Source organism: Microbacterium sp. T32 (assembly GCF_001619615.1).
Classification (GTDB): domain Bacteria; phylum Actinomycetota; class Actinomycetes; order Actinomycetales; family Microbacteriaceae; genus Microbacterium.
Genome location: NZ_LQQP01000019.1, coordinates 1 through 13,829 on the forward strand (window position 1 = coordinate 1; position 13,829 = coordinate 13,829).

A 13,829-nucleotide genomic window follows, 5' to 3' on the forward strand; every position below is an offset into this window, starting at 1 on the left:
GTTCAGTCGCGCCGGTCACGACGCGATGGCGATCGGGGCCATCACAGGGGAAGGGATGCTGTTCCTCCGCAACCCCGACGGGATCAGTCACCACCCCGACGAGGCCGTGTCCGCCGCCGATGTTGCGGCGGGGATCCGGGCACTCGCCGAGGCGGTGCTGGGGGTGGGGGCGGAGCGGGACTAGCTCCTGATCAGCAGGGCACGACCGTGCTGTACGTGATGTACGTGTGCCAGTGGTAGTCGTAGTACGGCTGGACGACGGCACCCGTCACATTGGAAGTGAGCTTGCTGTTGTTGAGGTAGAGGTCACCGTTGGGGGCTAGGAAGCTCCACTGGCCGACCGGCGTGGACCCGACAGGAACGTTGGTCTGCTTCCCGCCTCCACCGCCGTTGCCGTCGTACGTGAACGCGCCTGCCGACGTCGTGTAGGCCACGTAGTTGTGCCAGACGTTGCCGCCATTGGGATCGAAGTAGGGCTGCGCTACGGCTGCCGTCACTCCGCTCGCGACTTTCTTGTTTCCGACGTAGAGATCGCCATTCTGCGCGAGGAACGACGCGTATCCGACGGCTGTCGAACCACCGGGAACGTTGGTTTGAGTCCCGGTGGAACCGTTGTACCAGTCGTAGACATATGCGCCGGAGGCAGTCGTGTACGAGATCAGCGTGTGCCAGTTGTAGTCGTAATACGGCTGAGCGACCGCGCTTGTGACGTTCGAGGCCAGCCGGCTGTTGTTGAGGTAGAGGTCACCGTTGGGCGCGAGAAACGTGATCTGACCGACAGGCTTGGAACCAGCGGGAACATTGGACTGCTTGCTGTTGCCGCCGCCATTGCCGTCGTAGAAGTACGCGCCGGACGACGAGACGTAGGTGACGTAGTTGTGCCAGACGTTGCCGCCGTTGGGATCGAAGTACGGCTGTGCCACAGCCGCGCTGACACCCGTCGCGACGCGGACGTTGCTCACCCAGAGGTCGCCGTTGTTCGTGAGAAAGGCTTCCTGGCCGACCGGTGTCGAGCCCGCGGGTACGTTCGCCAACTTGCTGTTGCTGCCGCTGTACCAGTCGTAGAAGTAGGCACCGCCGGTGGAGGGGACGGGTGCAGTGACACTCGCGGTGACGGTCGTAGCGCTTGCGGCGGTCGCCGATGCGGTCGCGGCGCCTCCGGTTGCCGGGACGGTGATCGCCGGCAGACTCACCTTCCCTGCGCTGTCAGTGACGCCGGTGTAGCTCGTCGAGCCGCCGGTGAATGTGTAGCTGCCGCTGAGAGCGACCGTGACGCTGATGCCCGCGGTGGGGACTCCGCCGACCGTCGCCGTCAGGTACGTGCCAGTGATCGTGCTGCACGCAGTGCCTGTGTACGTCGTCTTGTCGAAGGCGAGGACGGGGACATTGGACGCCGCGGCCGCAACTGGCGCGATGCTCGCGGCGGCGATGGCGGGCACCGACCAGGCGGCACCGGCGAGGATGGTTCGACGAGACGGAGCGGGGAGCAGGCTGGAACTGCGATCACTTTCGGGAGACATAAGGATGCCTTTCGGGTTCGGGTCTCGCCAGCATCGATATCCACGCCCGACAGGGCCAAGGCGCAGTTGTCGTCGGCGAGCGGGGTGACGACAACTGCGGCATCCACCGCCCCGAAGGAGGGAAAGAGCGAACACGCGGGTGAAGAATCGCGCTGCCGGTCGAGGGCGGACGCGCCGCGCTCCGACGCTGGGGAGGACCCGCCGAGATCGGAGCCCCCATGACCCAGACGCTGCGCGCCGAGGGCCCGGCGGTACACGAATGGTTCGGTCAGCGCGGTCTTCGCAGCGCGCGGGTGACCGATGGGCCGATGATCCTCATCGTCGACGAGATCGACCTCTCGCCCCTGATCGTGCGGCGGTTGTGGCACACGCCGCTCCTGCTCACGCCGTCGGCCGCCACCGCTGCGGGGGAGGGGGCTACCCTCGCGCTTCAGGCCGAAGGCCCGGCCCACCTCGTCTTCGGCGACGGACGGATCGTCGACACCGACGCCGGCGCGGCCCTTGGATACCCGCACTCACGGTGGGTGTCCTCGTCGTCCGAAGCCCCGACGGCCCGCATCGAGATCGTGTCGCGGCACCTCCCTCTCGCCGACCCGACCCTGCTCCCCGGGGCCGACGACGGGCCGGTGTGGCGGGCATTGGCATCCACGGTCAACGCGATTTTGAACAGCGACCCGCCCGTGACGCCGCGGACGAGAGCGCCCCTGCAGCGCGCGATCGAGAGTCTTTGCGTAGCCCTGATCGCCGATCGTCCTGACGGGTCGAGGCGCGCGGAGGCGCCTCGGTCTGCCCACGCGACGTACGACACCGCGCTCGCGCTCATCGACGAGAACGCGGCGAGCCCCGACTTCACGGTCGACGAACTGGCGCGTCAGCTGAGGGTCTCGCGTCAATACCTCGCACGGGTGTTCGCGCGCCGCGGTTCGACACCGCGCAATGCGCTCCGGGCCCGACGGCTCGACCTCGCGGACGCTCTCCTGGCGACGGGCGTGACGCTCTCCGACGCCGTCGACGGCTCCGGCTTCGCGTCCGCACGGGCCTTGTCGCGAGCGCGGCGCGAGCGCGACGGTCAGCTCATCGAATTCTGACAGCGGGCGTCGTTCTCAGAGAACTGATGAGGCTCCGCCCGCGCATTGCGGTGGGGATGCGACGGCGCTGAACCGTCCACAGATCGCTCATTGGCCCGCGACGCCCCACCCCGCGGCCGGAAGAATCGACGCATGACCGAAGCGCCTGGCATCCTGCACCTGCTCGCCTTCGCCGCGGAACCAGGCGGCGGCAACCCCGCCGGAGTGGTCCTGGATGCCACGGCCCTCGACGAGTCCGACATGCTGCGGATCGCCGCTGACCTGGGGTACCCCGAGACGGCGTACGTGACGGCCCGCGACGGGGAGCGGCTGCGAGTGCGCTACTTCTCGCCCGAGGCCGAGGTGCCGTTCTGCGGACACGCGACGATAGCGACGGCGGTTGCCCTCGCCGAGGCGGAGGGGCCGGGGGAATTCGTGTTCGAGACGTCCGCGGGCGACGTCCGGGTGTCGGCGCGCGAGGACGACGGCCGGATCGCCGCGGGATTCACGAGCGTTCCGACGGTTGTCCGTGACTTCGCGGACTGCGCGTCGCTGCTCGCACTGCTGGGACTCGACGCCGACGACCTCGACCCGCGGATGCCGCTCGCCGAAGCGTTCGCGGGGAACTGGCATCCGGTGGTCGCCGTCCGCACGATCGAGCGGTTCGATGGATTCGGGTACGACCCGGCCGCGCTGCGCGTGCTGATGGATGAGCGCGGCTGGACGGGTACCGTCACGGTGGTGCACGTGCCCGGGGACGTCGCGGACGGCGCTATCGTCGAGGCGCGCAACCTGTTCCCCGTCGGCGACATCAGCGAGGATCCGGCCACGGGGTCGGCGGCCGCCGCGCTCGGCGCCTACCTGCGCGACCGTGTCGGAATTCCGACGCCGTTCCACGTGACGGTGCACCAGGGGCGGCACATCGGCCGCCCGAGCGTCCTCGAGGTGGACGCGCCGCCGGTGGGTGGCATCCACGTGTCCGGGACGGCCGTGCCGCTGGAGGGACAGGTCTGATGTCCCACTTCGTGCTGATTTAGGCCTGAGGACCTGCACAAACTGGGACACGCCCGGGCGGGTGGGCGGCGACGACTGGCGCTGCGGCGACGGCTACCCACCTGATGTCCCACTTCGTGCAGGTTCGCGCCCGCAAAATCGCACAAAGTGGGACATGCCTGGTGGGCGGCGGCGACGACTGGCGATGCGGCGACGGCTACCCGCCTGATGTCCCACTTCGTGCAGGTTCGCGCCCGCAAAATCGCACAAAGTGGGACATGCAACGCCTCGCCCGCCCGTGACGCCTCACCGCGCGCGGCGCCGCGCGACGCAGCACCCCCCTCACTCCCCGCCGGCGAGCCTCCACACGCGATCGCGGGAGAACGGCAGCTCGTAGCCGCGGCGACCGAGGGCCCGCGAGACCGCGTTGCCGATCGCGGCGCCCACGGGGTTGTACGGCGATTCGCTCATCGACTTCGCGCCGAACGGGCCGAGGGTGTCGTCGGTCTCGGCGAAGTACACCTCGGTGTCGGGCACGTCGGCGAACTGCGGCACGCGATACGTGCGGAACACGGGGTTCTGCACCACGCCGTCCTCGAGCATCACCTCTTCGTACAGCGCGCCGCCGAGGGCCTGCGCGGCACCGCCCTCGATCTGCCCGCGGCACTGCTCCGGGTTGATCACGACGCCGGCGTCCGCGGTCTGGATCGAGTGCAGCACCCTCACCGTCCCCGTCTCGGGGTCGACGGCCACCCGCACGGCGTGCACGTTGAACGCGAGCGAGCGGAAGTCGCCGAACTCCGCCCCGTCGGCCGTGAGCCCGTGCTCGTCGCGCATCGTCGCGGGGGCGGCATCCACGATCCGGTCCCACGGAACCAGCTCGTCGCCAGCGAGGATTCCGGATGCCACGACCTCGGCGGAGTCGGCATCCCCTCCGGCCAGCTCCACGGCGATGTCGACCATGCGCCGCCGCAGCACCGAGCACGCGACGTGCAGCGCCTTCCCCGCCACGGTGGTGCCGGCGGAGGCGAAGGCGCCGGTGTCGTGGCGGACGGCGTCGGTGTCGGCGGCCCAGAGTTCCAGGCGGTCGTGCGGCACGTCGAGGACGGTCGCGGCGATCTGCCGGTGCACCGTGGAGGTGCCGTTGCCGAACTCGGCGGTGCCGACGCGCAGCAGGAAGGTGCCGTCGCGCCGCAGGGTCGCCGTCGTGTGCGCGATGTGCCCGCGCGGCGCCATCGTCGCGATCATCGCGGCGGCCATGCCTTCGCCGACAGCCCAGCCGGTGGGAGCCTCGACGCCGTTGCCGCGCCGCAGCGCGTCCTGCGCGAGATCGAGGCACTGGTCGAGGCCGTAACTGCCCCAGATCAGGTCTTCCTCGTACTTCTCGTCCTCGTCGGGGTGAAGCGGGTCGCCCTCCTTCACCGCGTTGATCCGGCGGAGGTCGAACGGGTCGATCCCCAGCTCCTCGGCGAGAGCGTCCATCGCCGACTCGACCGCGAACACGACCTGCCCGAGGCCGTACCCGCGGAACGCCCCCGAGGGCGGGTTGTTCGTGTAGACCGCCTCCGCGTCGATCCACTTCGTCGGCACCCGGTACAGCGTCGTCGATTCGGCGCACGAGTGGAACAGCACGCCGATCGCGTGGTTTCCGTATGCGCCGGTGTCGCTGAGGACGTCGAGCTTCATCGCGGTCAGACGCCCGTCGGCACCCGCTCCCAGCGTGGTGCGCACGCGCATCGGATGCCGGAGCGAAGCCCGCACGAACTGGTCGGTGCGCGAGAACTCGTACGCCACCGGGCGGCCGAGCTTCAGCACGGCGAGGGCGGTGAGGTCCTCCGTGAATAGCTCCTGCTTGCCGCCGAAGCCGCCGCCGACCCGGTTCGCGAGGACGCGGATGCGATCCCGCTCGAGGCCGAAGATGTGCGCGAGCTCGTTGCGCGCGAGGAACGGCACCTGGGTCGATGAGCGGATGACGAGGCGCCCGTCCTCGTCGAGCCACCCGACCGCACCGTGGGTCTCCATCGCCGCGTGCGTGACGCGCGACGAGCGCCATTCGCCCGTGACGGTGACGGGGCTCGCGGCGAGGGCCGCGTCGATGTCGCCGCCGTGGCCGGTGTGGAAGCCGGCGACGACGTTGCGTCCGGCCTCCATCACCCGCTCGTCGGGCGTGCGGTCGGGGTGCAGCAGCGGAGCCCCGGGCCGTCGTGCCGCCTCGGGGTCGAAGACGGCGGGGAGCAGTTCGTACTGGACGCGGACGGCGCGGCAGCCGGCATCCGCGGCCTCCGCCGTCTCGGCGACGACCGCCGCGATCCGCTGGCCCACGTGGCGGACGACGTCGTCGAGCATCCGCGTGTCGTCGGGATCGTCGGTGCGGTGTTCGTGGCGGCCCGTGGAGTAGCGGGTGTCAGGCACGTCGAGGTGGGTGAAGACGGCGACGACGCCCGGCAGCGCCAGCGCGGCGGTCGTGTCGATCGAGGTGATCCGCGCGTGCGCGTGGGGTGAGGTGACGACGCGCAGCACGAGCGGCGGGCCGCCCGGAACGGGCTCGTCGAAGGTGAAGGGCTCCTTGCCCTGCACGATGCGGCGGGCGGCCTCAGGGGCGATCGAGGTGCCGACGCGACCCTCGGTGGGAGTCGCGGGCCCGGTCTCGCGCACGGGGCCGAGCACGGACTCGCGGATCGCCTCGCGGATCGGGCGATATCCCGTGCAACGGCACAGGTTTCCCTTCATGCGGCGGTCGAGGTCGTCGAGATCGTGCTCGCAGAGCGTGGATGCCGTGACGCTCATGCCCGGGGTGCAGAAACCGCACTGGAACCCGAATCCGGATGCCAGAGCCTCCTGCACCGGGTGGAGCTCGTCACCCGGGGCGAGGCCCGCGGCCGTCGTGATCGAACGCCCCTCGAGGCGCACCGCGGGAACGATGCACGAATGCGTCGGCTCGCCGTCCAGCAGGACCGAGCACGCGCCGCAGTCACCCGCGTCGCAACCCTTCTTCACCTCGACATGCCCGGTCTCGCGCAGCAGCGTACGCGCGCACTGACCGGGCCGCGGGTCGACCTCGACGGCGGACCCGTTGACCTGGAACTTCACTCGGTGTCCTCCTGCTGGACCATGCCGACTCGGCTTCGCGTGCTCACGCGGCACCCTCGTGCGCCTCGCGGGCGAACCCCGCGCGCAACCGCTCGGCGAGCACGACGCTCACCCCGCGCCGCCAGTCGGCGCTCCCGAGTGGATCGGTGTAGAAATCGGTCGCGGATGCCACGGCATCCCGTAGCTCTCCGGCTCCCGGGATCCGCGCGAATCGCAGCACCCGCGGTCGACGGACCGCCGCCGTCACGACGAAGACGGACGACCCGCCGGGGTCGACGCGGGCCGTCACCACGGCGCCGGAGCGCCCGAGCTCGGCCAGCGCGATCTTCTGCAGCGCCACGCGTGAGGTCAGCGCTGTCAGCGGGATGTCGAGCGCGCGGAGCACCTCGCCCGGCGCGAGCGAGGTCGCGGCGTTGTCGACGACGAGCTCGGCGACGGCGATCCGGCGCTCGCCGCCGTCGGGCGTCCACACCAGGGCGGTGGCATCCAGGGTCGAGAGGAAGGCGATCATGGCGCCGGCCGCGAAGGCGCGGCAGACGTTTCCGCCGACGGTGGCGGTGTTCCAGATCTTGAACGACGCCAGCAGCGCGTCGGCGGCGGGGCGGGCGAGCGCGAGCGACGTCCACTCGGCGGGTGCTTCGCGTTCGACCCACGCGAGCAGCCGCGCGATGGTGCACGTCGCGCCGATGCGGAGGCCGTCGTCGGTGATCTCCAGGTCGGGCCAGCCAAGGGTGGTGAGGTCGACGAATCCCGTCGTCTCGGGCTGCAGCTCGCTCATGAGCCATGTCCCGCCGGCCATGACGACTTCGCCCGGAGCGAGCGCGAGATCCGCCCGGGTGCGCGCGGCGCGGTAAGAGGTGACGGAGGTGATGTCCACGCGTCAGCCCGCCAGGATCTCGCCCGACCACGCCCCATCGTCGAGTCGGTAGTGCTGCCGCGTGCTCTGCCCGGCGGGGTCGCCGCGCCAGAACGTCAGGGTGAGCGGGCGCAGCCGGAAGCCGACCCAGCGCTGCGGCGGGTCGAGGACGGGGTGAGTCGCATCGAACTCGGCCCACACGCGCCGGCGTTCCTCGGCCGGGAGCTGGGCGTTGTCGAGCGTGTTCATCCACGCGAGCAGCTGCAGATACCGCGACCGCTGCGCGTACACGGCGGCGGCCTCGCGGGCACTCACCCGCTCGACGATCCCGCGGACGACGAGCTGCCGACCCACCTCGGGCCACGCGACCGCCATCGCCGCGACCGGGTTGGCCGCGATCTCGGTGACCTTCGCGCTGGCGGCGTCGGTGTGGAAGTACAGGCCCGTGGCATCCCGGTCGCTCACCAGGACGTGACGCAGCGACGGGAGTCCGTCGCGGCCGATCGTGGACAGGGCCGCGAGGGGACGCAGTTCGCTGTCGTGCTCGGGGAGCCACTGGACCATCAGCGCGACGGGATCGGCGACGAGGGTGTCGGTCCCGTCGATGTCGGAGCCGAACGTGGTATCTGCGGTGATCATGCCCACCTCCGGTTTGTGCAGTGTCACCGCCGAGCGTAGGGACCGTGCGTTTCAGCGATGTTGCCGCCATGAACATTCGCGGAAACACGCGGTCGGTACAGTCCGGAGCGGGGGCCGCGGGCCCCGGATCGGAGGCCCCCCGTGACCCTGCTGCCCCTGCTCGACACGTGCCCGAAGCGCATGGAGTACGGTCCGTGCGGCGGCGTCGGCTTCGACGGATCGTGCGAGATCGACGCCGAGCACACGTGCGCCTTCCTCCCGCGCGGGACGGTGCCGTGGACCGGCGTCGACCGCGTCTCGGCACCGGATCCCGGCCCCCGCACGGCCGCCGCCACGGAGACCCTGGCCTCGCTCGGCACGCGCCCGTGGGTCGTGGCCGACCTCCCCGCGCGCCCGTTGAGCGTGGCATCCATCGACTCCTGCGCGGCGGTCCTGGCGGGAGAAGTGGATGCCGTCCTCGCCGGCGACGCGGGAACGGCCCGGGTCCAGTTCCCTCCGGCGTACCGGGCGCACCTGCTGCAGCGTGCGGGGCTGCGGGTATGGACCGGCCTGAACATGCGCGACCGCAACCGAGTGGCGATCGAGGGGGAGCTGGCCGCCCTGGCCGTCGAGGGGGTGGCCGGGGTGCACTGCGTGACCGGCGACCACACCCGCACGGGGCACCGGCCCGATGCCGCACCCGTGTTCGACCTCGACTCGACCGAGGCCGCCGCCCTCGCGCGCGCCGCGGGGCACGTCGTGTCGGTCGCGGCCTCGCCCGCCGCGCCGCCGGTGGAGCGCCGGGCCGCGCGGCTGCGCGAGAAGCTGCGCGCCGGCGCCGACGTCTGCTTCGTGAACCACGCCGGCGGAGCGGAGCCGGTGCGGAGGTTCATCGACGAGGTGGCCGCCCCGGTGCGGTTCATCCCGTGCGTACCGGTGGTCGTGGATCACGCCTCCGCCGACGTGCTCGAGTCGTTCACGACGCTCGTGCTGCCGGACGGGTTCCTGTCGCGGGTGCGTTCGGCCCGCGACCCGCGCGCGGAGGGCATCGCGCTCGCCGTCGCGCTCGCCGAGGAACTGCTCGCGCTGCCGGGGGTGGTGGGCGTGAACCTCTCGGGCGGCCGCGACGGCGGCGAGGAGTCCTTCGCCGAGGCCCAGGCGGAGATCGCCCGGCGCCTGCGCTGACGCGGGCGGGGCCGGGCGGTCGCGGCCGGGGGTGGGGGTGCGGCCCGGGGTGGTGGCATCCGGGTTGCAGATCTCCTGCGTTGTGTCCTGGCGGGGTGGGTGGATGCCGCCGGGGCGGGGGATCTGCCGGGGTTGTGCGGACGCGTCAGGCCGGAGTGCGGACGGCGGCGAAGCGGTTCACCCGGCGATGCGCGAAACCGAGCCGTTCGTAGGCCGCGATGGCGCCGACGTTCGTCGCGGCGGCGTGCATCATGGCGCGATCTCCGCGCTGCTGGATGTGGAACGCGACATCGAGCACCAGGCGCGACGCGAGCCCTTGGCGGCGATGGTCTTCGTCCACGGCGACCGCGCTGATCTCGGTCCACCCCGTCGGATGTAGGCGCTCGCCCGCCATCGCGACAAGGCGCCCTCCGCGCCGGATGCCGATGTACCGACCCAGCTCGTGGGTGCGCGGACGGAAGGGTCCGGGCTGGTTCCGCTCGACGATCGCCATCATCTCGGCCGCGTCGTCGGCGTCCAGTTCGATGGCCTCGTCGAACGGCCGCGGCTGCAGCACGGCGGTCTCGACGAGCTGAACGCCCTCGCCGCCGCCGAGGAACTCCCACTCCGCGGGCAGCTCGCCCTCGTAGCCCGAGAGGCCCACCTCGGTGCCGGGACCCACGAGGTCGCGCAGCGCGTCCCACACGGAGGGGTCGTCCCACGTGCGGACGGCGACGAACGGAGCGACGTCCTCGGGGTACCGGCGCACCAGGTCGCCGCCGATCGCGAAATGCGCGTGCGGGCCGGCCAGCGAGTGCCAGGCGGCGTTGTCGAGGACGGCGGCGGGGTCGTCGGCGGTCGCGGCGGCGGGAGAAGCGGGGGTGGCCGAGGTCATGGCATCCGTTCGGGGTCGAGTACCCGATATGCAACGTCGGGGTCGACGGCGCATTCCCGCCCGACCTCACGGCCGCGGGCGGATCGCGACGTCGGCGGCGACGGCAACGAGGTGACCGCCCTTGCGCTCCGCGCGCACCACGGTGCGGGGGTCGGCGTCGCGCTCGAGCATCCGCCACGGATGGGCGTCGATGTCGGCGCCGCCGGTCGCGCACGCCAGCAGAGCGAGCGGCGTGAACACACGCCAGGGTCCGTGCGGACGCTGCATGTCCACCACGGCCGCGCGTCCGCCCGGACGTAGGGCGGACACAGCCCGCGCCCACGCCGCCTCTCGCTCGCCGAACACGCTCAACGCGTAGGTCGACAGCACGGCATCCGCACCGCGTCCGTCGGTGCGATCGCGGATCTCAGCCGGGTCCAGGGCAGCGGCATCCGCCTCGACGAGATCGACGCGGTCGCTCCACCCGGCGGCGCTCACCCGGCGCCGGGCCATGTCGAGCATGTCGGGGCTGCGGTCGACGCCGATCACTCGCCCGCGCGGTCCGACGGCGGTGAGCAGCGCCGCGAAGTTCAAGCCGGTGCCGCAGCCGAGATCGAGCACGACGTCGCCGGGGCGAGGGTGCAGCAGCGCGATCCCGGCCTCGCGCCCCGCGCGGTACACCCACCGTTCGCCCGAGAGCACGTCGTACCAGCGGGCTCCGAGCCCATAGCGCCGCAGCGGTGCCGCCATCGAGCCACCCCCTTCCCGACCACCCTAGGCTTCGGACATGACCGTGCCGACGCGCCGTGCCCGCCCGCTCACCTCCGCCGAAGCCGGCCGTACCCGGTGGGACCTGGTCGTGATCGGCGCCGGCAGCGCCGGTCTCGTCGGTGCGAAGACCGCCGCGATCCTGGGTGCGAAGGTGTTGCTGATCGAGGCCGACGGGTTCGGCGGCGAGTGCCTCTACACGGGGTGCGTGCCCTCGAAAGCGCTGATCGCGGCGGCGACGGCGGCGCACGACGCGCGCGACGCCGCCCGGCTGGGGGTGCACGTCGCCGATGTTCGGGTCGACTTCGCCGCCGTGATGGCCCACGTCCGGCACGCGATCCATGAGATCGAGCCCGTCGACTCGCCCGAGGCGCTCGCCGAGGCGGGCGTCTTCACGCTGCGCGGCCGTGCCCGCTTCGACGGTCCGCGCTCGCTGCGCGTCGAGGGGGTCGGCATCCGCTTCCGCGACGCCCTCGTGGCGACGGGGAGTTCCCCCGTGCTGCCGGAGGGCATCGATCCGGATGCCGTCCTGACCAACGAGACCGTGTGGGATCTGACCGCGCTGCCCGAGCGCCTGCTCGTGCTCGGCGGGGGAGCCATCGGGTGCGAGATCGCGCAGGCAATGGCGCGTCTGGGTAGCCGCGTGACCCTCGTCCATCGTGGCGAGCGCCTGCTGTCCAAGGAGGATCCGGATGCCGCGGCGATCGTGCTCGCGGCGCTGCGCGCGGACGGCGTCGACGTGCGCCTGGGCGCCACCCTGGTCGACGCGGACACCGGCGACGAGACCGTGACGGCGCGTCTCAGCGACGGCACGACCGTCACGGCCGACCGCGTGCTCGCCGCGCTCGGACGCCGGGTGGACACCACGGGCCTGGGGCTCGATGTCGCCGGGGTCCGCCGCGATGACGGCGGCGCGATCGCGGTCGACGCGACCCTGGCCACCAGCAATCCGCGCGTCCGCGCGGCGGGTGACGCGACCCCGCTGCCGCGGTTCACGCACACCGCCGGCATGTTCGGCAGCGTCGCGGCGACGAACGCCGTGCTCGGCCTTTCGCGGCGCGCGGGCGTCGACGTCGTGCCGCGGGTGACCTTCACGTCCCCCGAGGTCGCGGCCGTGGGCGTCTCGCCCGCCGAGGCCGCCGCGCGCGGGATGCGCGTGGTGGAGTCTCGCCACGCCGACCTGGACCGCGCGATCGCCGAGGGGCAGACCGACGGCTTCACCCGTCTCGTGGTCGACCGGAAGGGGCGCCTGACCGGAGCCGTCATCGTCGGTCCCCGCGCGGGGGAGTCGCTCGGCGAGCTGTCGACGGCGGTCGCTCTGGGGCTGAAGGTCGGTGCGCTGGCGGGCGCGATGCACGCGTACCCGACGTACTCGGACGCCGGCTGGAACGCCGCTGTCCGCGATGCCCAGGGGGCTCTGCGCCATGGGCTCGTCGCTGCGGCGATTCGGCTGTTGCGGGCGATCCGTCGCCGTCGGGGCTGAAGGGCCCGCCGGTGCGGCGAGCCGGATCAGCGCAGCAGCCGGTACCCGGCGACGATCCGCTGCACCGCGCTCACGGCCACGAACAGGCTCCACACCAGGGCGATCTGCCACGCCCAGAACGGCAGGATCAGCCAGAGCGTGTGGACGGCGATCGTCTCGGTGCCCTCCGCGATGCGACCGAGGAACGACAGCGACCGTCCGTCGTCGACCTGTCGACCGGTGCGCTCGGCGATCGAGGAGAACGCCAGGAACGCCGTCCCGTTGACGTAGTACGTCAGCAGGACGAGGAGGAACGGCCACCACGGCGCGTCGAACGCCGCGGATGCGCCCCACGCCACCCCGAACACTCCGGCGCCGTAGACGACGAAGTCGGCGGCGATGTCGAGGAACCCGCCGGCCTCGCTGTCGTTCCCCCGGCCGTGCGCGCGACGGCGGCGGGCGAGGGTGCCGTCGAGACCGTCCGCGACGCGGGACACGAGCCAGAGCGCCACCGCGGCCGCCCACCATTGCGCGGCCGCCGCACCGGCCGAGGCGAGCCCCAGGACGAGCCCGGCCACGGTCAGGCGGTCGGGGGTGATGAACGGTCGGTCCAGCGTGGCGGCGACGGCCTCGAGCGGAGTGGACAGTGCCGCGCGCAGAGAGCGGTCAAGCATCGGTGGCATCCCCGGTCCGACGACGGCGCACCAGGATGCCGGCCACCACGCCGCCGATCAGGAGCACGCCGACGACGCTCAGCGCCACCCAGAACCACGGGCCCAGCTCCCACCCGAAGGCGCCGAGCGCGACGTAGGCGGCGGAGCCCGGGATGATGCCCACCGCGGTCCCGATCGCGTAGTCGCGTCGGCGCACGGACGTCAGGCCCGCGCCGTAGTTGATGAGCGTGAAGGGGATCACGGGAACGAGCCGGGCGCCGAGCACGGCGGGCAGACCGCGGCGTCCGATCGCGGCATCCAATCGGGCCACCCGCGCACCGGTGAAGCGTTCGACGGCCTCGCGCCCGAGCGCCCGACCGAGGGCGAAGGATGCCGCCGCGCCCAGCAGCGCGCCGACGTAGACCATGGCGAACGCCACCGGAAAACCCCAGACCAGACCCGCCGCGATGCCGAGGACGTTCTTGGGCGCCGGACTCAGGGTCAGCGCGGCGTACAGCAGCGTGAAGAGCACGACGCCGAGCGCTCCGACCTGACCGGACCAGGCGCGGATCTGCTCGACGTCGTGCGGGACGAGCAGAAATCCAACCGATGCGACCGCGGCAACGAACAGACCGAGAAGCACCAACCGGATCACGGGTCGGCGAGCGGAGCCCTGCGGACGCGTGGCGGTGTCGTCAAGCTCCATCGATTCCTTCCGGTCCCCCATACCCTAAGTCCGCACGCGACCGACCGGCCGCGCGATC

Annotated in this window: 12 protein-coding genes and 1 pseudogene; 5 read left to right on the top strand and 8 right to left on the bottom strand. The window is 72.0% G+C overall.

Annotated features, from left to right (window positions below; translation table 11 throughout):
• Positions 1-184, top strand: a pseudogene (locus AVW09_RS11420) (M20/M25/M40 family metallo-hydrolase); the annotation flags it as partial.
• Positions 185-191: 7 nt separating this feature from the next.
• Here AVW09_RS11420 and AVW09_RS11425 read toward each other — a convergent pair.
• Complete coding sequence (locus AVW09_RS11425) at positions 192-1,520, bottom strand: hypothetical protein (RefSeq protein WP_156496072.1); 1,329 nt, start codon at positions 1,518-1,520, stop codon at positions 192-194.
• 218 nt (positions 1,521-1,738) lie between these two features.
• On the opposite strand from AVW09_RS11425, the gene AVW09_RS11430 reads away from it, so the two are divergent.
• Together AVW09_RS11430 and AVW09_RS11435 are read left to right on the top strand one after the other, a co-directional pair.
• A complete protein-coding gene (locus AVW09_RS11430; protein WP_063258199.1) occupies positions 1,739-2,608 on the top strand; it encodes a helix-turn-helix domain-containing protein in 870 nt (289 codons plus the stop codon).
• A gap of 132 nt (positions 2,609-2,740) precedes the next feature.
• Entirely contained in the window at positions 2,741-3,601 is an 861-nt protein-coding gene (locus AVW09_RS11435) for a PhzF family phenazine biosynthesis protein (protein ID WP_063258200.1), read from the top strand.
• Positions 3,602-3,922: 321 nt separating this feature from the next.
• Here AVW09_RS11435 and AVW09_RS11440 read toward each other — a convergent pair whose 3' ends face one another.
• The 3 genes from AVW09_RS11440 to AVW09_RS11450 are packed head-to-tail and all read right to left on the bottom strand — an operon-like array spanning position 3,923 to position 8,165.
• Entirely contained in the window at positions 3,923-6,670 is a 2,748-nt protein-coding gene (locus tag AVW09_RS11440; RefSeq protein WP_063258201.1) for a molybdopterin-dependent oxidoreductase, read from the bottom strand.
• A 43-nt stretch (positions 6,671-6,713) separates the two neighbouring features.
• A complete protein-coding gene (locus AVW09_RS11445; RefSeq protein ID WP_063258202.1) occupies positions 6,714-7,547 on the bottom strand; it encodes an FAD binding domain-containing protein in 834 nt (277 codons plus the stop codon).
• Between the two features lie 3 nt (positions 7,548-7,550).
• On the bottom strand, positions 7,551-8,165 hold the full coding sequence (locus AVW09_RS11450) for a pyridoxine/pyridoxamine 5'-phosphate oxidase (RefSeq protein WP_063258203.1): 615 nt from the start codon (positions 8,163-8,165) through the stop codon (positions 7,551-7,553).
• Between the two features lie 141 nt (positions 8,166-8,306).
• Between AVW09_RS11450 and AVW09_RS11455 the strand changes: the two genes are divergently transcribed.
• A complete protein-coding gene (locus tag AVW09_RS11455; protein WP_063258204.1) occupies positions 8,307-9,329 on the top strand; it encodes a methylenetetrahydrofolate reductase C-terminal domain-containing protein in 1,023 nt (340 codons plus the stop codon).
• Positions 9,330-9,474: 145 nt separating this feature from the next.
• Here the strand turns inward: AVW09_RS11455 and AVW09_RS11460 are convergent, their stop codons facing one another.
• Positions 9,475-10,203: a GNAT family N-acetyltransferase gene (locus AVW09_RS11460; RefSeq protein WP_063258205.1), complete on the bottom strand. Its 729-nt coding sequence runs from the start codon at positions 10,201-10,203 to the stop codon at positions 9,475-9,477.
• Positions 10,204-10,269: 66 nt separating this feature from the next.
• Positions 10,270-10,932 (bottom strand): class I SAM-dependent methyltransferase, encoded by a 663-nt coding sequence (locus AVW09_RS11465; protein WP_063258206.1) that lies wholly within the window; start codon positions 10,930-10,932, stop codon positions 10,270-10,272.
• Positions 10,933-10,969: 37 nt separating this feature from the next.
• Between AVW09_RS11465 and AVW09_RS11470 the strand changes: the two genes are divergently transcribed.
• Positions 10,970-12,433 (top strand): dihydrolipoyl dehydrogenase family protein, encoded by a 1,464-nt coding sequence (locus AVW09_RS11470; RefSeq protein WP_063258207.1) that lies wholly within the window; start codon positions 10,970-10,972, stop codon positions 12,431-12,433.
• A 26-nt stretch (positions 12,434-12,459) separates the two neighbouring features.
• Here AVW09_RS11470 and AVW09_RS11475 read toward each other — a convergent pair whose 3' ends face one another.
• Complete coding sequence (locus tag AVW09_RS11475; RefSeq protein WP_063258208.1) at positions 12,460-13,086, bottom strand: CDP-alcohol phosphatidyltransferase family protein; 627 nt, start codon at positions 13,084-13,086, stop codon at positions 12,460-12,462.
• Positions 13,079-13,771, bottom strand: coding sequence for a TVP38/TMEM64 family protein (locus AVW09_RS11480; RefSeq protein ID WP_082822939.1), 693 nt, complete (start codon positions 13,769-13,771; stop codon positions 13,079-13,081). Before AVW09_RS11480 ends, AVW09_RS11475 begins: the two co-directional genes overlap by 8 nt.
• Positions 13,772-13,829: the final 58 nt, after the last annotated feature.